At 70.3% G+C, this 16,950-nt stretch carries 17 protein-coding genes, 5 pseudogenes and 1 riboswitch; of the genes and pseudogenes, 14 read left to right on the top strand and 8 right to left on the bottom strand.

Translation table 11 applies throughout. The features are described from left to right. The 7 genes and pseudogenes from GEV10_27760 to GEV10_27730 all read left to right on the top strand — a co-directional run. Positions 1-110: IS3 family transposase (locus tag GEV10_27760; protein ID MQA82215.1), on the top strand; the 110-nt coding region annotated here is incomplete at its 5' end. 258 nt (positions 111-368) lie between these two features. Continuing rightward, a pseudogene (locus GEV10_27755) lies at positions 369-2,185 on the top strand (carbon starvation protein A). 69 nt (positions 2,186-2,254) lie between these two features. Then, a complete protein-coding gene (locus GEV10_27750) occupies positions 2,255-2,536 on the top strand; it encodes a hypothetical protein (protein MQA82214.1) in 282 nt (93 codons plus the stop codon). After that, the gene (locus GEV10_27745) at positions 2,533-2,928 is read left to right on the top strand and encodes a PIN domain nuclease (GenBank protein ID MQA82213.1); all 396 of its coding nucleotides are present in this window, start codon (positions 2,533-2,535) and stop codon (positions 2,926-2,928) included. The genes GEV10_27750 and GEV10_27745 overlap by 4 nt, the downstream gene beginning before the upstream one ends. A gap of 428 nt (positions 2,929-3,356) precedes the next feature. Continuing rightward, entirely contained in the window at positions 3,357-4,358 is a 1,002-nt protein-coding gene (locus GEV10_27740; protein MQA82212.1) for a nitroreductase, read from the top strand. 326 nt (positions 4,359-4,684) lie between these two features. Beyond that, positions 4,685-5,089 (top strand): carboxymuconolactone decarboxylase family protein, encoded by a 405-nt coding sequence (locus GEV10_27735; protein ID MQA82211.1) that lies wholly within the window; start codon positions 4,685-4,687, stop codon positions 5,087-5,089. An 81-nt stretch (positions 5,090-5,170) separates the two neighbouring features. Continuing rightward, entirely contained in the window at positions 5,171-5,842 is a 672-nt protein-coding gene (locus GEV10_27730) for a PIG-L family deacetylase (protein ID MQA82210.1), read from the top strand. 52 nt (positions 5,843-5,894) lie between these two features. Further along, positions 5,895-6,059, bottom strand: a riboswitch (TPP riboswitch). Between the two features lie 94 nt (positions 6,060-6,153). Here GEV10_27730 and GEV10_27725 read toward each other — a convergent pair. Continuing rightward, complete coding sequence (locus tag GEV10_27725; GenBank protein MQA82209.1) at positions 6,154-6,426, bottom strand: metal-sensing transcriptional repressor; 273 nt, start codon at positions 6,424-6,426, stop codon at positions 6,154-6,156. 46 nt (positions 6,427-6,472) lie between these two features. Further along, entirely contained in the window at positions 6,473-6,841 is a 369-nt protein-coding gene (locus GEV10_27720) for a thiol reductase thioredoxin (protein ID MQA82208.1), read from the bottom strand. Positions 6,842-6,953: 112 nt separating this feature from the next. Here GEV10_27720 and GEV10_27715 point away from each other — a divergent pair, with 112 nt between their 5' ends. Beyond that, on the top strand, positions 6,954-7,343 hold the full coding sequence (locus tag GEV10_27715) for a DUF302 domain-containing protein (protein MQA82207.1): 390 nt from the start codon (positions 6,954-6,956) through the stop codon (positions 7,341-7,343). Positions 7,344-7,413: 70 nt separating this feature from the next. Here GEV10_27715 and GEV10_27710 read toward each other — a convergent pair whose 3' ends face one another. From GEV10_27710 to GEV10_27700, 3 genes and pseudogenes are all read right to left on the bottom strand, one after another. Continuing rightward, positions 7,414-7,872, bottom strand: a complete 459-nt coding sequence (locus GEV10_27710; GenBank protein ID MQA82206.1) for a pyridoxamine 5'-phosphate oxidase family protein — start codon at positions 7,870-7,872, stop codon at positions 7,414-7,416. 179 nt (positions 7,873-8,051) lie between these two features. Beyond that, on the bottom strand, positions 8,052-9,458 hold the full coding sequence (locus tag GEV10_27705; GenBank protein MQA82205.1) for an IS256 family transposase: 1,407 nt from the start codon (positions 9,456-9,458) through the stop codon (positions 8,052-8,054). Positions 9,459-9,657: 199 nt separating this feature from the next. After that, positions 9,658-10,067 (bottom strand): annotated as a pseudogene (locus GEV10_27700) (Hsp20 family protein). Between the two features lie 194 nt (positions 10,068-10,261). Here GEV10_27700 and GEV10_27695 point away from each other — a divergent pair. The 4 genes and pseudogenes from GEV10_27695 (at position 10,262) to GEV10_27680 (ending at position 12,633) form a co-directional block, all read left to right on the top strand. Further along, a complete protein-coding gene (locus GEV10_27695) occupies positions 10,262-10,942 on the top strand; it encodes a CBS domain-containing protein (GenBank protein ID MQA82204.1) in 681 nt (226 codons plus the stop codon). Between the two features lie 11 nt (positions 10,943-10,953). Further along, a pseudogene (locus GEV10_27690) lies at positions 10,954-11,603 on the top strand (helix-turn-helix domain-containing protein). Positions 11,604-11,695: 92 nt separating this feature from the next. Beyond that, a complete protein-coding gene (locus GEV10_27685) occupies positions 11,696-12,376 on the top strand; it encodes a CBS domain-containing protein (GenBank protein MQA82203.1) in 681 nt (226 codons plus the stop codon). 17 nt (positions 12,377-12,393) lie between these two features. After that, positions 12,394-12,633 carry a hypothetical protein gene (locus tag GEV10_27680; GenBank protein ID MQA82202.1) on the top strand — a complete coding sequence of 80 codons (240 nt, stop codon included), beginning with the start codon at positions 12,394-12,396 and terminating at the stop codon, positions 12,631-12,633. Between the two features lie 42 nt (positions 12,634-12,675). Here GEV10_27680 and GEV10_27675 read toward each other — a convergent pair. Then, a pseudogene (locus GEV10_27675) lies at positions 12,676-13,271 on the bottom strand (class I SAM-dependent methyltransferase). Here GEV10_27675 and GEV10_27670 point away from each other — a divergent pair. Further along, on the top strand, positions 13,270-13,944 hold the full coding sequence (locus GEV10_27670; GenBank protein MQA82201.1) for a GNAT family N-acetyltransferase: 675 nt from the start codon (positions 13,270-13,272) through the stop codon (positions 13,942-13,944). The pseudogene GEV10_27675 and the gene GEV10_27670 overlap by 2 nt on opposite strands. A 187-nt stretch (positions 13,945-14,131) precedes the next feature. Here the strand turns inward: GEV10_27670 and GEV10_27665 are convergent, their stop codons facing one another. Beyond that, positions 14,132-15,022 carry a hypothetical protein gene (locus tag GEV10_27665; protein ID MQA82200.1) on the bottom strand — a complete coding sequence of 297 codons (891 nt, stop codon included), beginning with the start codon at positions 15,020-15,022 and terminating at the stop codon, positions 14,132-14,134. A 131-nt stretch (positions 15,023-15,153) separates the two neighbouring features. On the opposite strand from GEV10_27665, the pseudogene maeA reads away from it, so the two are divergent. Continuing rightward, positions 15,154-16,882 (top strand): annotated as a pseudogene (gene maeA / locus GEV10_27660) (oxaloacetate-decarboxylating malate dehydrogenase). Here maeA and GEV10_27655 read toward each other — a convergent pair. Continuing rightward, positions 16,842-16,950, bottom strand: a 109-nt coding sequence (locus GEV10_27655; protein ID MQA82199.1) for an IS3 family transposase, incomplete at its 5' end; no start/stop codon positions are given. The pseudogene maeA and the gene GEV10_27655 sit on opposite strands and share 41 nt — an antisense overlap.

Genomic DNA, 16,950 nt, shown 5'->3' with positions numbered 1-16,950 from the left:
TGCTGGACTGGTGCTACGGCTTCTACAACCACGACCGACGGCACACCGCCGCAGGCATGATGAGCCCGATCAACTACGAGAACGCCGTCCCCGACCGGGAAGCGGCATAAGGAACCCTCCACGATTTCGGGGGAACCACAGTACGTCCAGCTCGGCGAACAGACCTCCGCCCAGGTCACCGCCGACGCCGACCCGACGCACCCCTTACACGCGCACCGGCGATTGGCCCGTCGTGACCCTGGCGGTCGTGGCACTGCTCCTGGGTGCGCCCGCGAGGCGTCACTCCGCGTCATCGAGCGGACTGTCGCGTCGTCGCGAGGCACTCCGGCAGCGCGCCTGACCCAGCCCAACTCCAACTACTATGATAAATAGTATTAGGTATCGTAGTAGACGGCAGACGAGGTGGTGCCGACCGGCTGTTCTTCTCGATGCGGCGCAACGGCAGGAGCCTGGGGCAGATGGCGCGCGACGAGATCGGGCCGATCGGCGGCGCCGCCGCCCTGATCGCCGTCTTCCTGATCATGCTCATCGTCCTCGGCGTGCTCGCGTTGGTCGTCGTCAACGCGCTGGCCGCATCGCCGTGGGGGACGTTCTCCCTCGCCATGACCATCCTGATCGCCCTGTTCATAGGCTTCTACCTGCGGTGGCTGCGGCCCGGCAAGGTCGTCGAGGTCACGGTCATCGGTGTGGCGCTGCTGCTGCTCGCCATCGTCGCGGGCGGCTGGGTGCAGAACTCGAGTCTTGCGGGCGTGTTCACGTTGAACCCGCAGGCGCTGACGGTGAGCCTGGTGGTGTACGGCTTCGCGGCGGCGTTGCTGCCGGTGTGGATGCTGCTCGCGCCGCGCGACTACCTGTCGACGTTCATGAAGGTCGGAGTGATCGCTGCTCGCGCTCGGCGTCGCGGTCACCCTTGCCGGCCATGAAGAACACCGCGTTCACCGACTTCGCGTTCAACGGCCACGGGCCCGTGTTCGCCGGCTCGCTGTTCCCGTTCGTGTTCATCACCATCGCCTGCGGGGCCCTGTCCGGCTGGCACTCGCTGATCTCGTCCGGGACGACGCCGAAGATGATCCAGAAGGAGGCACAGGTGAGAATGATCGGCTACGGCGGGATGCTGATGGAGTCGTTCGTGGCGATCATGGCGATGATCGCGGCCTCCCTGCTCTCACCCGGCCTGTACTTCGCGATGAACGCGCCCGCCGGTGTCGCCGGCGGCACCGCGCAGTCGGCGGCCCAGGCGGTCAGCGGTCTCGGCTTTACCATCACCCCCGACCAGCTGCAGGCCGCGGCCAGCGCCGTGCAGGAGAAGACGCTGATCGCCCGAACCGGCGGCGCGCCGACGCTGGCGGTCGGCATGTCGGAGATCTTCTCCAGGGTGGCCGGCGGCACCGCGTTGAAGGCGTTCTGGTATCACTTCGCGATCATGTTCGAGGCGCTGTTCATTCTCACCACGGTCGACGCCGGCACCAGGGTCGGGCGGTTCATGTTGCAGGACACCCTCGGCAACCTGTGGAAGCCGCTGTCCCGGGTGAGCTGGTGGCCCGGACTCGCCGCGAGCAGCGCGGTCGTCGTCGCGGCCTGGGGCTACTTCCTCTACCAGGGCGTCACCAACCCGCTCGGCGGCATCAACCAGCTGTTCCCGTTGTTCGGCATCGCCAACCAGTTGCTCGGTGCGGTCGCGTTGACCGTCGCCACCACGCTGCTGATCAAGAACGGCCGGCTCAAGTGGGCGTGGGCGACCGGTGTTCCACTCGCGTGGGTCGCCGTGGTCACGTTGACGGCGAGCTGGCAGAAGGTGTTCTCCGGCGATCCCAAGCTGGGCTTCTTCACGCAACGCGCCCGCTACGCCCACGCACTGGACCAGGGCCAGGTGCTGGCACCGGCGAAGTCCATCGGTGACATGCGCAGCATCGTCACCAACTCGACCGTCGACGGCATCCTCGCCGCGCTGTTCGCCGTCCTGGTCATCGTCGTCATCGCGGACGCGGCGCGCATCTGGATCACGGCGATCCGCGCCCGCGAGCCACTGGCCACCACGGAAGCGGCCTTCGCCGAGTCCCGCATCGTCGCCCCGGCCGGGCTGATCCCGACCGCGGAGGAACGCCGCCGGATGAAGGTCACGGCCGGAGCGGGCGCTGGCACCGGCGAGAGTCCCGCCCGCGGGAGTAAGAACGGCTCAGGGTAGGGGGTCGCCCGCAACAGCAGTCACACGACTGAGTATGACTACGGTCTGACCGTCGGGTAGGCTGGGCTCATGACCACGAAGATCGGAGTGTCGCTCCGCGATGACCTGTACGAGTGGGCCACTCGCGAGGTCGAGGAGGGGCGCGCCGAGTCGGTGTCCGCGCTCATCGCAGCCGGGCTCGGCGCGCTACGCGGCTACGCGGAGCTGGAGACGGTCGTCCAAGACCTGGCTGGCGATGCCAGTCGGCTCGACGAGGAGACGATGGCCCGGGTCGAGGCAACCGAGCGGGCTGCCGCCGCCGCGTATAGAGACCATCTTGCCCGGAAGGCCAAGGACGGCCAGGCCGCGTGAGGGGGTACACCCTCGACGCCGGAGCGTTCATCGCGCTCGAGCGCCGCGACACATTCATGGCGTCGATACTGTTCCGTGCTCTCACCGGCGGCTTGGCGCTCTCCATCCCGCAGACCGTCATCGCCCAGATCTGGCGTGGCGGAAGCGGCAAGCAAGCCAACTGCGCACGACTGATCAAAGCAGGCCGTGCCGGGGTGGAAACCGTGATCATCGACGACCTCACCGACGACCGGGCCAGGCAGATCGGCGTCACGATCGGGCAGACTTCGCACAGCGACATCGCGGATGTGCACGTAGCGCTGGTCGCGGCCGAACAAGGCCACGCCGTACTCACCTCCGACGATGGCGACATTGCAGCAGTAGACCCGCACCTGACCATCGTGCATGTCTGATCGCGACTGCAAAACGACTCCTACCGGGCTCTCGGCGGCCGAACGGGCCGACACAGCGAAGGACCGGAAGCCACTGACTCAAAGACCTGGCCAGGGAATGACCGCACGTTGTTCCGCCACAAAGCAGGGCCCGCGAGGTGATGTCCCTTCGCCGGCATTACCCGGATCCGGTCGTGGAGGTCGCCTTCGAGCCCTGCGACTCTCCGGCCTCTGAGCCAGCTACGGCTCCCTCGCCCACCCCGCGGGCCGGATTCCACCATGGCCGCCAGCCTCTGCTCCCCGCCAGGGTCGAAGGTCCGCTTCTCTCGCACGCAACCTCCACGGTGTTCGGGTCGTTCGACCTGCCACCACCCCGACCTTCGTCCCTGCGGCCGGGGAGGTGCCCGCCTCTACAGTGGTCTACATCGGGAGGGGCTCCGGAGGAGACGATGGCGGCGCCGCAGCGCGATTCGGGCAGGCCCGCGTCTGGCCTGTCCTTCAAGCGCGTCGACACGGTGATGCTGCTGCGCGCCGCGGTCGCGGCCCCGTCGGTGCACAACATCCAGCCGTGGCTGTTCGCCGTGCGATCTGATCGCATCGACCTGTACCTGGACCCCGACCGCGCGTTGCCGGTAGCGGATCCGGTCGGGCGGGAACGGGCGATCTCGTGCGGTGCGGCCCTGGAGGGGTTGTGCCTGGGCATGGCTCATCTCGGCTACCAGCCACAGGTGAGGGTGCTGCCCGATCCGTCGGATGCGAGCCGGCTGGCGACGGTGCGGCGTGGCGCGGCCCGCCCGGCCAGCGCCGAGGAACGACAGCGGTACGGTGCGCTGCACCGCCGGTCGATGTACCGGCGCCGGTTCGCCACCCGAACCGTGCCGAGCGACCTCGTGGCAGAACTCGAGGAGGCCGGCCGCGGCCACGGCGGCTGGGTCCGTGAGGTGCGGCCCGGCAGCCCGGAACGAGAACTGGTGGCGGACCTGGCCACGCAAGCCATCAGCACGTTCCTCGACGACCCGGACTACCGGGCGGAACTTGCGCTCTGGACGTACCGCGGCCGCCGCGAGGGCATACCCCCTGCGGTGATGGGCGAGAACCGCTACCCGGTCAACGGCCTGTCCTGGGCACTGGTGAACCACCCGGCCGTCGACGACCACGCGTTTGGGCACGACCGAATGCTGATCCTCGGCACCATCTGTGACACCGTCGTCGACTGGTTGTCCGCGGGGCGTGCCCTGCATGCCGTCCTGCTCCAGGCGACGCTCCACGGCCTGGTGGCGTCCATGTTCACCCAGATCCTCGAGGTGCCCCGATGCCGGGCCGACCTCACCGACGGACTCGACCTGCCCGGCCACCCGCAGGCGGTGCTGCGCGTCGGCTACCCCGCGTCCGGGGTGGAACGGACCGGCCGCCGCTCGTTGCACGACGTGCTCCTCGACAGGAGCGGCTGAGTTCGGGGGCCGAACGATCCGGCCGTTCGAGGCCGTTGGTCCCTACCCGCCGGACGGGGATGAGGAGTGTCCTGGAAGCAGCCGATAGGAGGAGGGGACGATGACCCAATGCGACGAGAGCGTCCGCGCGTTCCTCCGGACGCGCGATGGCGCCGCATCCGACGCCCGCACGGGCGAAGCGGAGCCCGCTGTCGGTGACGGCTGCGCGGCCGAGGAGCCCAGCACAGACGAACACTGCACCTCGGCCCTCGGCCCGTCGACGGCCCCGGCGGTCGACGGTGCCGAGCCTCGACAGCGTGGTTCCTCCCCCACCTGAAGGGCGACCAATGGGTGACGGCAAGGCAGTCGAGGACGAGCTGCGTACGCCCGCACGTGATCTACGGCACGCGATACCCGCGGTGTATGCGGGTTTCGCGCGGCTGCACGACGCCGCCCTGAGGCCGGGCGCGTTGGATGCCAAGACCAAGGAACTCATCGCCCTCGCGATCGCGGTGAGCGAGGGGGGCGACGGATGCATCGCCGCCCACGCGCGCGGCGCAGCCCTGCGGGGCGCCACGCTCGAGGACGCCGCGGAGGCCATCGGCGTCGCCATCTTGATGGACGGCGGCCCCGGCACGGTCTACGGCCCCAGGGCGTACGCGGCGTTCCATGAGTTCCACGCCGAGGACCAGACGAGGCCCGCCGGACAGGCAGGCCGAGCAGCGGCTACGGAGCGGAAAGTCCCTGCCTGACCGGCTCGACCACCGTCTGGAGACTACCCCCGGGGGTATAGTGCCAGTATTGGATCCCAATACGGGGCGGTAGGCACCGACATGACGACCGCGCGAGGCGTCTTCGACGACGTGCACCGGGTGTTGGCTGTCGTCGCGCATCCCGACGACGAGTCGTTCGGGCTGGGCGCCGTCATCGATCGTCTGGTGACCGGCAGCGCGGAGGTGTTCGTGCTGTGCTTCACCCACGGGGAAGCGTCCACGCTGCGCGGCCGGGAGGGCGACCTCGCCGCGGTTCGTGCCGCCGAGCTGGCCGACGCGGCACGCATCCTCGGTGTCACGCGGACCCACCTGCTGGACTACCGCGACACGGGGCTGGCCGACGTGCCGGTCCCGACGCTGGCCGCACGGGTCCGGGAGGTCGCCGACCAGGACCACCCGAGCCACCTGCTGGCCTTCGACGCAGGTGGCGTGACCGGGCACCGCGACCACCGGCAGGCCACCGGTGCCGCCCTGACCGCAGCCGACGTCCTGGGCGTCCCGGTGATCGGCTGGACCGTGCCGGAGGCCGTCGCCGGCCGGCTCAACAGCGAGCTCGGGACGTCGTTTGTCGGACGGTCCGAGGCGGACATCGACTGGACCATCACCGTCGACCGAGTGCACCAATGGAAGGCGATCGCAGCGCACGCGAGCCAGTCCGCCGACAACCCCGTGCTCCACCGCCGGCTGGCACTGCTCGGCGACACCGAGCACCTCCGCCGACTCCGCCCCTGACGAACCGCCGATACCCGTCTCCGCTCGACGAGGCGCCGGGTACGGGCACAAGGGACCTGCAGAACAGGTCTCCCTGCGCCGGTATTACCCGGATCAGGTGATGGGGGTCGCCGAGTGGCCTGGCATGGCCTCTCGACCTCTCAGCCGTTCCCGCAGCCGGCACCGAGAGCGACCGCTCTCGACGGCCACCGCGAGTCGAGCTCCCTCGCCTGCTCTGCAGGCTCTCTCATCGTCGTCCGCCGGTCGCCCACCCGCACAGGGTCCAAAGTCCCCGACCTGCGGCTCAGATGACCAGGACCTTGTCCGCGGGCTCAGGCCAGGGCCAGGAAGAGCTTCTCCAGCCGGGCCCGGTCCGCCGCCGCCCGTTCCGCGTCGGATTCCGCGTCCGCGACGCACTGCGCCAACCCGCTGGCGATGATCTTGAATCCGGCGCGGTCGAGGGCGCGGGAGACGGCCGCCAACTGCACGAGGACGTCCTTGCAGTCGCGACCGGACTCGATCATCGCGATGACGCCGCCGATCTGCCCGTGCGCGCGCCGCAACCTCTTCAGCACGTCGCCGATGACATTCTCGCTCAGTTCCACCGGGACCTCCTCGGGTACGCCACGGGCCCGCAGCACCGCCCGGTCGTCATGACGCCTGCGCCTGTTGCCGGAGCGCGCCGCGCACCTGGTCCATGTCCACCGCGCGGCCCTTCTCGATCAACTCTTCCAGCATCGGCGCCGGAAGCGCGCCCGGCTCGGCGTAGAGCACCACGCCGTCGCGCACCGCCATCAACGTCGGGATCGAGCTGATCCCGTACGCCCGCGCCAACACCGGTTGCGCCTCGGTGTCCACCTTGCCGAACGTGAGGTCGGTGTGCTGCTCCGACGCCCGCGCGAAGACGGGACCGAACATCCGGCACGGACCGCACCACGCCGCCCAGAAGTCCACCAGCACGATGCCCGGACCGCGCACGGTGTCGTCGAAGTTCTCCGTGGTCAGCTCGACGGTCGCCACCTGTACCTCCTCACCTCGATACCCTATCGGGTATGTGCAACGCCGACCGGCGGAGCGACATTCCCGCAGTCACTATACCCCTATGGGTATAATGATCGGTGGAGGTGAGGCCATGGACATCGGACTGACCGTCCGACTCGACGCTTCTTTCCAGGAGGCGGTCGAACGGACCCGCGCAGCGTTGACGGAGCAAGGGTTCGGGGTGTTGACCGAGATCGACGTGCAGGCCACCCTGCGCGAGAAGCTCGGCGAGGAGATGGAGGAGTACCTGATCCTGGGCGCGTGCAACCCGCCGCTGGCGCACCGCGCACTGGAGGTCGACCGACAGATCGGCCTGCTGCTACCCTGCAACGTCGTGGTCCGCACCGACGAGACGGGCACCATCGTCGAGGCGCTCGACCCGAACGTCATGGTCGAGACCACCGGGGAACAGGCCCTCACCCCCATCGCAACCGAGGCCGCCCAACGCCTCCGCGCCGCGCTCGACGCCCTTGCCCACTGACCCGCCCGTGGTGACCCGTCGCTGTTCCAGGCAACGGGGACTGGCGGCCAGGTGGTCTGACGCGTCGAGATCAGCCGGTCGCCGGCGGCCGGACCAGGCGGAAGCCAGTGACGATCTCCGGGTGGATCCGGATCACGTGGTCCATCCGCGTGGACACCCAGGGACGCAGCCTCGCCTGGTAGCGGGCGACCTCCTCGGTGTCGTGGAGGAGTCGCGCCATGCCGGTGACGATGACGCTCCAGCCGAGGTGCTCGCGCGGGTCGATGGCGTCCGCCTCGTAGGCGACCACGGCACCCCGCGCGCCCGCCACGGCGGGCACGATCGCGGCGCCCTCGTGGCTGCGGATGATGATCGCGTCGTCGTCGAGGAGGTGGTTGACCGGGCGGATCGCGGGAAGCGCCCGCAGGGTGAAGACGATGCGGCCCAGCGACACGCTGCCGAGCAGCTCCAGCGATTCTTCCCGCGACAGCTCACTCAGGTGACGCTGCACCTCACCCACCCACCTTCGGGAAGGGCCAGTGGCTGGCACGCACAGGGAGTGTCATGCGACAAGTCTCTCGTGCACGCGGGGATGCCAGGTCAGGGACGAAGGTCCCTGAGTAGCGGGACCCTCGACACTTCTGATCTTGGTGTGTGCGGGAATCGATCCCGAGGTTGCGTCCCAGCGCCGGTGTAAATGGCGACTGACTCGGTTCCTCGGCGGTCATGTTAGGCGACGGCTCCGACACTTTCCGGTGACGCGTCTTCGGTGTTGATCTTGGGTTGGCGGATTTGGGTGGGTGGGTCGAGCAGTTGGTGGCGTAGGTCGGCGAGCAGCCGGGTGCCGGCCGGGGTCATGGTCATGCCGCGCCAGCCTCGGGAGGCGCGGTCGAGGACGGCCCAGACCAGGTTGAGGCAGGACGCTTCACCGGGCAGCCGGCCGATCACCTTGACCCGGCGGCGGGTCTCGCCGAAGGTGCGTTCGATGAAGTTAGAGTGCCGGATTCGGCGGTGGTGCTCGACCGGGAAGCGCAGGTAGCTGGTCAGCTGCGCGCGGTCGGTGAGCAGACACTTGACCGCCGACGGAAACGCGCGGCCGTGCTGCTCGGCGGAGGCGTCGATGCGGCGCTGCACGGCGGCGACCAGTTCCGGTCCGGGCTGCATGCCGGCAGCGAGCAGGTCGTCGGTGTCGAAGATCGCCCAGTACGCATCACGCAGCTCGTCCTGTGCTTCGGCGGGCACCTTCGCGAGATAGTTGCGACACCGATGAATGAGACAACGCTGGCGCAGGCTGCGCGGCAGCGAGGACTCGCAGGCGTTGATCAGCCCGGCGGCGCCGTCGCTGATCACCAGCAGCGGTGGGCGCAGCCCGCGGCCGATGAGCTCGTCGAGGAAGTCGCCCCACGCGTCGGTCGACTCCGATCCGCCGGCGGCCAGGGCGACGAACACCGGCGCGCCTTCGGTGGTGATGTCCCACGCGGCCAGCACCGGTTCGGCGCGGGCGCCAGGATGCATCTTGAACATCGAGGCGTCCAGGAACAGGTAGTCCAGCTCCAACTCGTCCAGGCGCCGTTGGGACCAGGCGCCGAACTCGCCAGCGATCGCCTGGCAGACCCGCGACACCGTCGACTTCGACAAGGCGGCCTCGGCGCCCAGCGCGTCGGCCAGCGTGTTCTCCACATCGCGCACGGACAGTCCGCGCACGAAGCCGGCGATCACTAATGCTTCCAACGCGTTGCTCTTGGTCACGGACTTGCCGAACAACTGACTGGCGAACGCCTCGGTCGTTCCGCGCAGCTTCGGCCGCGCCACCGTCACCGGCCCCGCCGTGGTCTTGATCGTCAAGTCGCAGTAACCGTTACGGCTGCCCGGCCGCGCGTCGGGCACGGCGGCGGCCCGCTGGTAACGGGCCCGGCCCAAGAACACGTCGACCTCGGCCTCGACCGCGGTCTGGATGATCAACCGGACACCGAGACGGGCGACGTCCTCGATGATCTCCGACAGCTCACGCGAACCACCGAACAGGGCGTCGATCTCGCCACGGATCCGGTCGGTAGGCGATACTCGTGCTGACACGGACGTAGTCCTTCCTTCGCTGAGTTGGTAGCTCTTGAAGGAACCTACGTCCGTCGTCATTTACACCACGGCTGGGACACGACCTCGGTGAGCGCCGACACCCGCAGCTCCAGCGCCCGCACCCGCTGCTCGGGCGCTGCGGCAGACGGTTCCTGGTACCCAGCGCCGATCTGCCTGCTCATCGTTCTGACCTCACCCGCAGACAGTGCTCGCATGCGGGCATGCACGGACGGACCCGCCCCGCATGCGCACGCTCCCGTTACGGCGTCTCGACGGCGACGCGGTGGGACTCGGTCGTCGGTTCGGGCATCTCGGTGGTGATCTCGAGGATTCCCTTGTCATACCGTGCCGTCACGTCCTCCGGGCGGCCGGCAGGGTCAGCGACCGGGTGAACAGCCCGTAGCGGAACTCCGAGCGGTGGGTCTCCTTGCGCGTCTCCCGACGCTCGGCGTGGATTCGCAGCATGCCGCCGGTGACCGTGACCTCGATGTCCTCGTCGGGGTCCACGCCGGGCAACTCCGCGCGCACCACGTACCTGTTGCCGTCCTGGTAGTCCTCGACCCGGATCGCCTGCGCACCGAACGGGCGCGGCACGGCGAACGGCGATTCCAGCCAGTCCATCAGGTCGGGGAACACACCCCGTGCCTCTCGACGCTCAACCGCACCCATCCCGACCTCCTCGTCGTGTTCTTCCCGCGGACCTTCCGCGACTCCAGTCCACCGCCGCGGCGGTGGGGCAAGCAGGGGCGCACGACTCGGGGCGGCGGGACCAACGTCCCCCGTGACGCGGACCTCGAGCCCCTGCCGCCGCGAACCCCGGCGACGCGAGGCTGGCAGCGACCACGCACCGAGGGGCAGCCGTGATGAGGAGAATGCGGGTCGAGGACGTGATGGCTCGGCGGCCGATCACGGTCACCCCGGACACGCCGTTCAAACAGGTCGTCGCCGCGCTGCTGGACCACCTGATCAGCGCCGTCCCCGTGCTCGACGCCACCGGCCGGGTCGTCGGCGTGGTGTCTGAGGCCGACCTGGTGCTGAAGGAGGCCGAGCCGGACGTCACCCCGGACGGGCACGTCTTCGAGGGCCCGCGGCGCCGACGGGAACGCCGCAAGTCGACCGGCAGGACCGCGGCCGAGCTGATGACCGCGCCGGCCGTCACGATCTCGCCCACGCGGACGGTCGCGGAGGTCGCGGAGGTCATGCGGAAGCACCGGGTCCGGCGGCTGCCGGTCACCGACCCGGTCAGTGGGCGCCTGCTCGGTGTCGTGAGCAGGTCCGACCTGCTGCGCGTATACCTGCGCGCGGACGGGGAGATCCAGGCCCAGGTCAGCGAGGTGTTCCGCAGGGCGCTGAGCATGGACCCGCGCCGGTTCGTCGTCGGCGTGCGCGACGGCGTGGTCACGGTGCGCGGCGAGGTGGAACGCCGGGCGCTCATCCCGGGCGTGGTGAACACGCTCGCCCACGTCGAGGGAGTCGTCGGCGTCGAGCCGCACCTGACCTACCGGGAGGACGACCGCCATCCGACTGCACCGACCTACTGGTGACGGAGAGGTCGATGCCCGAAACTGGCACCGCCCGGATCGGCCCGGGCGATCTCGGCCGCAGGGTCGCGTCCCGGCGCCGCGAGCTCGGGCTCACCCAGAGCCAGGTGGCCGCCCGGGCACGCATGGCACCCGGGTACGTGGACTACCTGGAGCACCACCACGCCAACCTGACGGCCGAGGCGCTGCTGCGTCTGGCAGTGGCCTGGAAACGACAGTGGACGTGTTGCTCGGCACGACCGTCGAACGACCGCCCGGCAGTCCACGCGGTGCCGTCCGGCATCCCCGGTTCGAGAGGCTCGAGGCGGGCGAGTGCATACGGCTCCTGGGGGCCGGCGGCGTCGGTCGGGGCGGTGTTCACCACCGACCCCGAGGCGATCCCGGTGAACTTCACCGTGCTCGACGGCGTCGCGGTGTTCCGCACCTCAGACACCGGCGTACTCGCCGACCATGTGGGCCGGGTCGTCGGCTTCGAGGTCGACCGCCTGGACGAGGCGATGAGCCAGGGCTGGAGCGTCCTGGTCGCCGGTCGAGCCCGCCGGCTCACCGACCCGATGGCCGTGGCACGTGTCCGGCACCTCGTGCAGCCGTGGCCGGGGGCGAGCGCGACGTCGACATCCGGATCGACCCCGACCGCATCACCGGACGCCGCGTCAGTACCTGACCGCGGACAAAGGTCCTCTGTCACGCCACCCGAATGGCCCTGACCCGCGTACGCGGTGCCTTCGTAGCGTGAGGCGTAGAGGAGGGATCGTCATGAGACGGTTGACGGTACGCGAGGTCATGACCGCCGACGTAGTGACGGTTCGGCCGAGCACCCCGTTCGCGCAGATCGCGCGGCTCCTCGCCGAACGACGGGTGAGCGCCGTGCCCGTCGTCGACGAGGACGGGAACCTGCAGAGCGTGGTGTCCGAAGCCGATCTCCTGTCCAAGGAGGAACACCGCGACGACCGGCCCGGCACGCACGCGTTCTTCCACCGTGCGCGGCTGTCGCGCGCCAAGGCCGCGGCAACCGACGCCGCGCAGCTGATGACGGCGCCGGCCGTGGCCATCGGTCCCGACGCCACGCTCGTGTCGGCCGCCAAGCTGATGACCAGGCGGAACGTGAAGCGGCTGCCGGTGGTCGACGACGGCCGACTGGTCGGCATCGTCAGCCGGACGGACCTGCTCCGAGCCTTCCTGCGGCCGGACGACGAGATCCAGGACGAGATCGTCGACGAGGTGTTCACCCGCATCCTGTGGCTACACCCGGCCAGGATCGACGTCGACGTGCGCGACGGTGTGGTGACGCTGTCCGGGCGGCTGGAGAAGAGGAGCCACATCGACAACGCTGTGCGCCTCACGCACCGGGTCGACGGTGTGGTGGACGTACAGAGCGACCTCACCTACACCGTCGACGACACCACCACAGACGTGCCAGTCCATCCCACGTTCTGAAACCCAAGGAGTACACCATGATGTACGGATACGGGATGGGCGCGTGGGGCTACGTCCTCATGTCCCTCAGCATGATCGTCTTCTGGGGTCTGCTCATCGCCGGGGTCGTCGCCCTGTGGCGCTTCTTGCGCCGCGCGCCGCGAGACGCCAGCACCAAGGCCGCGGCCACCCCCGAGCAGATCCTCGCCGAACGGTACGCCCGCGGCGAGATCGACGAGGACGAGTACCTGCACCGCCAAGCCGGCCTGCGTCCGTAGCTGCTTCGGACCTGGTTCGTCGCCCCGGACCGCACTCGCCGGTCAGGCCCGGACCGCGCGGACCAGGGTGTCGATCGCCACGCGCACGGTCCCGTCCTCCTCCACCGGGCGCCGTGCCCGCTCGGCACGCTGCACCACCAGGCCCGGCAGTTCGGCGGCGATCCCCTCCGGCGTGTAAGCTCCGCCGGATCCTGCGGGCCACCCACACCCTCGCCGAGGTTGACCAGGTCATGCCCGACCACCAGCAGGACACCGCCCACAGTCAGCGCCGCGGCGGCGCGGCCCAGCAGCACGGCACGCTCCACCGGCGGCAGATACAGGTAGGCGACCAGAACCAGGATGTACGCGCCGACCTGCGCCTCGGCCAGCTGACGGCCGCTCGCCAGACCCACCCGGGAGAAGCCGACCGCGGTCACCCGCCAGCCGCGCTCGGTCAGCCACACCGCGTTGCGCCCCCTGCCGGCCCCCAGATCCAAGACCCGGCCCGGCGGCAGCCCGGCCAGCTCCGCCACGACAAACCGGCTCGGCTCGCTGCCCGCACGAACTCGCGCGCGGCATGGCGGCGATCCCACTCCTCGCGCTCCACGCCCACCCCCTTCCTTGCCGCAGCGACCCACCCCTCGACCAGATACCCCCATGGGTATCCTATCCTGCGCCGCGCCTGCGGCAGGGGAGGCCGTTCGACCCAGGGACCGGGGACGCTCGTCCCTGCCGTCTGGTCGGCGCCGGCCAGACGCTTGCGGGATGAACCCGCGTGACCCGCCGCCCGACGCGGCGCTCCGCGACGGGCGCGTCGTGCACATCCGCCCCGTCACCCGAGACGACGCGCCCGCCCTGCACGCGCTACACCGGCACGCCTCCGAGCAGAGCATCTACCTGCGCTTCTCCTCCCGAGACCGAGACGCGGCGGACCGATACGTCGACCACATCTGCGCCGACGCCGACACCGAGCACCGCGCCCTGATCGCCGAGCTCGACGGACAGGCGGTCGCGCTGGCCGACTCCCACCACACCCCGGGCACCGACGACACCGAGATCGCGGTGCTGGTGCACGACGACTACCAGCAGCTCGGGATCGGGACCCTGCTGGTGGCACACCTCGCCGCCCGGGCACGGCAGACCGGCAGCCGCCGGCTCGTCGCCGAGGTCCTGCCCGGCAACACCCGCGGGCTGCACCTACTCACCCGCTCGAGGTTCCACGCCGAACTCCCGGTGACCGGCGCCACCACCATGGTATTGGACATCACCCGCGACCTTCCCGATCCGTTCGCCGCCGATGAGGGCGAACGGGTCGATCGGGATGGATGGTGATTCCGGCGTGTCCTCTGTCATCGTCATCGCGGCTGTCCGCTTCCGTCCGGGTCCCGTGTTTGTGCCGTAAAATGCACGGCGAACCAGCGTGTCGCCTCTTTCGCCACCGCGTCGAGGGCGCCGGCCTCGTCGAAGAGGTCGGTCGCACCGGACACGACGTGCAGCTCGTTCTCGCAGGTGCAGCATCCTATGCCCCACTTCTCCCGTCGCCGCCAGCTTCCCTTGCCACCATGACGGTGCAGTGCGCGTGGTGTACCACGTGCTGGCTCACTGAGCCGAGCAGCAGCCCGGCTACCCCGCCATGGCCGCGCGAGCCGACCACGAGGAGCGCGGCGTGCCTCGACCAGGCGACGAGCTTCGCGCCTGCGCGTCCCTCGAGGAGGAAGGTCGCCGCGTGGACGGCCGGGTGCTTCTCGGCTGCGCCGGCGATCTTGTCCGCCATCCAGGCCTTCCGCCGCCGGCGCGCCACGGCGATGACGTCCTCGCTCCACCTGACCCGGCTGGCGTACCCGAACGGCTGCCAGCAGTGCGCAACGTCGAGGGCGAGGTTGCGGCTGTCCGCCGCCTCGAACGCGAGCGAAACAGCGGCGGCGGCGCCGTCGGAGTCGTCGACGCCGACGACGATCCGCGGTTGCACCGGCTCGTCGCCGACCGTGCGTGCGACGACGACCGAGCAGGCCGCGTGCGCCGCCACCGCGTCGCCGACGGAGCCGACCGCGATCGCGCCGAGCGTGGACCGCGGGCGGGAGCCGACCACGACGAGCTCCGCCGACCGCGCCTCGGCGAGCAACACCGTGGCGGGCTTGCCCGGCACGAGCGCGCTGTCGACCCGGTCGCGGCCCAGCCGGTCACGCGCATAGGCCACCGCGTCGTCGAACCTCTCCCGCAACGATGCCGGTGGCCCCGCCGGAACCCGGGTATCGAACGGTGCCGGAGCCGAGACGGCCTCGTAGGCGGAGATCACCCGGACCGGGCAGTTACGGTACCCCGCTTCCTCAACGACCCAGCGCACGGCGACCTGGGCCTCAGGGGTGTGGTCGACGCCCACCACCAACCGGCGACGGCACCTCCCAGTCATCACCCCTCCCCTCGGTTCCTCCACACCCTCACAGTGACCGCCGCGACCTCCGGCGGCACGGGGCGGACGTCCCGCCGATCCGGGCCCAACGACCCCGGTGGGCAGGCGGCCGCGCGGCCTACGGTGGCGGCATGGAGGGCTCCGACCCGTGCCCAGGCGTCGACCCGGCGGGAACGCCGGTGCGGGACCGGCTGCGGGGCGCGGAGGTTCTCCGGCAGCCGCTGGTGAACAAGGACGCGGCCTTCAGCCCGCGCGAGCGGGAGGTGCTCGGCCTGCGCGGGCTGCTGCCCTGGCGTACCGCCACGATCGAGCAGCAGGTCGCGCTGGAACTGGAGCGGCTGCGCCGCAAGCCGGACGACCTGGAGCGATACATCAGGTTGGCCGCGCTGCAGGACCGCAACGAGACGCTGTTCCACCGGCTGCTCCTCGATCACCTGGAGGAGCTGGCCCCGATCGTGTACACACCGACGGTGGGCGAGGCGTGCCGCCGGTTCAGCCACGTCGCACGCCGCCCGCGGGGCCTGTGGGTCACGCCGGACGACGTCGAGCGCGTCCCGGAGCTGCTCCGCAACGTCGGTCGGCCGGGGGTCCGACTGATCGTGGTCACCGACAACGAGCGGATCCTCGGCCTGGGCGACCAGGGCGCCGGCGGCATGGGCATCCCGAGCGGCAAGCTCGCGCTGTACTCCGCGGGCGCCGGGATCTGCCCGGAGGTGACGCTGCCGGTCTCGCTCAACTGCGGCACCGACAAGGAGGAACTTCTACACGACCCGCTCTATCTCGGCTATCCGCGGCCGCGGCTGCGGGGCGCTACCTACGACCGCGTCGTCGAGACGTTCGTCGACGCGGTCCGGAACAGTCTACCCCGACGCCGTGCTGCAGTGAGAGGACGTCAAGCAGCACAACGCCGTCCGGCTGCTGGACCGGTACCGGCACCGCGTCGCGAGCTTCAACGACGACATCCAGGGCACCGCCGCGGTGGTGCTGGCCGGGATCCTCGCCGCGCTCCGGCTGCGCGACCAGCCGCTGTCGGCGCAGCGGCTGGTGTTCGTCGGGGCGGGCGCGGCCGGGATCGGGATCGCCCGCCTGGTCCAGGCCGTGATGCGCGAGGACGGCACGCCCGAGGCCGAGCTGCGGCGGGCGGTGGTGATACTCGACTCGCGGGGTCTCGTCTTCGCCGGCCGGGATCGCGTGGACGAGGACAAGCGCCCGTTCGCGCTTCGCCGAGCCGAGTTGGCCCAGTTCGGGTTCGAGCCCGCCAGCGGCTACGACCTGGAGACCGTCGTCCGGCAGGTGGCCCCGACCATCATGATCGGCACCAGCGGGACCGCGGGTGTCTTCACCGAGACCGTCATCGGGCAGATGGCGGCGCGGACGCCGGCGCCGATCGTGTTCCCGCTGTCCAACCCGACGGCGCACGCGGAGGCGACACCCGCCCAGGTGCTCGCCTGGAGCGAGGGGCGCGCGCTGGTGGCGACCGGCAGCCCCTTCCCGCCCGTCCAGGCCGGCGGCCGGACCCGGCTGGTGGGGCAGGCGAACAACGTCTTCTGCTTCCCCGGCATCGGCCTCGGCGCGATCGCGGCACGCGCCCGCGAGATCACCGACCGGATGTTCCAGGTCGCGGCAACCACGCTCGCCGGCATGGTCTCCGCCGACCGGCTCGCGCAGGGTGCCCTCTACCCCTCTCTCGCCGACCTGCGGCCGATATCGAGGGCGGTCGCCGTCGCGGTCGCCGGCGAAGCCGTCCGCGCCGGGGTGGCCCGCGTATCACCCGGCGCCGACGTCGAGCTGTGGTTCCCCCGAAATCGTGGAGGGTTCCTTATGCCGCTTCCCGGTCGGGGACGGCGTTCTCGTAGTTGATCGGGCTCATCATGCCTGCGGCGGTGTGCCGTCGGTCGTGGTTGTAGAAGCCGTAGCACCAGTCCAGC

It is taken from the genome of Streptosporangiales bacterium (assembly GCA_009379955.1).
Classification (GTDB): domain Bacteria; phylum Actinomycetota; class Actinomycetes; order Streptosporangiales; family WHST01; genus WHST01.
Note: the sequence above shows the minus strand (reverse complement) of the source record. Positions and strands in the feature narration are given on the sequence as shown.

Coding starts and splice junctions, on each gene's coding strand:
- GEV10_27685 (MQA82203.1), top strand. CDS start 11,696: ATGAGACGGTTGACGGTACGCGAGGTCATGACCGCCGACGTAGTGACG.
- GEV10_27670 (MQA82201.1), top strand. CDS start 13,270: ATGGGTATCCTATCCTGCGCCGCGCCTGCGGCAGGGGAGGCCGTTCGA.
- GEV10_27735 (MQA82211.1), top strand. CDS start 4,685: ATGGGTGACGGCAAGGCAGTCGAGGACGAGCTGCGTACGCCCGCACGT.
- GEV10_27740 (MQA82212.1), top strand. CDS start 3,357: ATGGCGGCGCCGCAGCGCGATTCGGGCAGGCCCGCGTCTGGCCTGTCC.
- GEV10_27695 (MQA82204.1), top strand. CDS start 10,262: ATGAGGAGAATGCGGGTCGAGGACGTGATGGCTCGGCGGCCGATCACG.
- GEV10_27730 (MQA82210.1), top strand. CDS start 5,171: ATGACGACCGCGCGAGGCGTCTTCGACGACGTGCACCGGGTGTTGGCT.
- GEV10_27665 (MQA82200.1), bottom strand. CDS start 15,022: ATGACTGGGAGGTGCCGTCGCCGGTTGGTGGTGGGCGTCGACCACACC.
- GEV10_27705 (MQA82205.1), bottom strand. CDS start 9,458: ATGACGACGGACGTAGGTTCCTTCAAGAGCTACCAACTCAGCGAAGGA.
- GEV10_27715 (MQA82207.1), top strand. CDS start 6,954: ATGGACATCGGACTGACCGTCCGACTCGACGCTTCTTTCCAGGAGGCG.
- GEV10_27680 (MQA82202.1), top strand. CDS start 12,394: ATGATGTACGGATACGGGATGGGCGCGTGGGGCTACGTCCTCATGTCC.
- GEV10_27750 (MQA82214.1), top strand. CDS start 2,255: ATGACCACGAAGATCGGAGTGTCGCTCCGCGATGACCTGTACGAGTGG.